The organism is Agreia bicolorata (assembly GCF_000938265.1).
In the GTDB taxonomy this organism is placed as follows: Bacteria; Actinomycetota; Actinomycetes; order Actinomycetales; family Microbacteriaceae; genus Agreia; species Agreia bicolorata.
In genome coordinates this window covers 1-746 of sequence record NZ_JYFC01000019.1, presented here as the reverse complement: position 1 = coordinate 746, position 746 = coordinate 1, and the positions used below count along the sequence as shown (strand labels likewise).

The 746-nt window shown below is 64.7% G+C and carries 1 protein-coding gene; it reads left to right on the top strand.

Features of this window, described 5'->3' with window-relative positions:
* Nucleotides 1-140 precede the first annotated feature (140 nt).
* The coding region (locus TZ00_RS18530; RefSeq protein WP_044444018.1) for a hypothetical protein at nt 141-746 on the top strand (606 nt) is incomplete at its 3' end.

Here is a 746-nt window from a genome sequence, read left to right as displayed (position 1 = left end):
AAAAGTCGCGCGATTGCGTGCTTCTCGCACGTGGCGACCCGGGTTTTCCTGATGTGGAGCACACACCGACCAAACCGATCTGCCGGGGGTGGCGAACTACCTGTGTCCGCAACAACTCCCCAGCAAAGGAAACACACCTCATGCGCAACATCGCCAAGACCTCGATCAGCCTCGCCGCTGCCGGTCTCCTCGCTTTCTCCCTCGCCGCCTGCTCGACGACGTCTGAGTCATCCACCTCCTCGACGTCATCGCCGTCATCATCTGCCGAGTCGACCCCGACCCCGGTCGCATCGATCCCGTCCCTGACCGGTGTCGACACCGCCGTTCTCCTCGACTCCAACTTCGCCGCCGCCCTCACCAGCCTCGGCCTCACCCCCGGAACCGTCGGAACAGCAACCCTCACCGACGGATCCCTCCACTTCCCCATCACCGGCGGAAACGTCGACTACTACGACCCCGCCCAGAAGTACCGCCCCTACGTACAGGGAACCATCAAGCACGAAGGCTCCGGCTTCTCCCTCACCGCCGGTGACACCGTCGTCGACCTGACCAACTTCACCATCGACCCCGGCACCTCCAAGCTCTACGGAGACGTCGCCGTCAACGGCACCACCGCCGTCACCCAGGCCCTCCTCTTCGACCTCCACGGAGGAACCCTGAAGCCCCTCCAGACCGGCCCGAACGACACCGCCATCCTCGAAGGCACCACCGTACACATCTCCGCCGACGCCGCAGGCCTCCTCAAC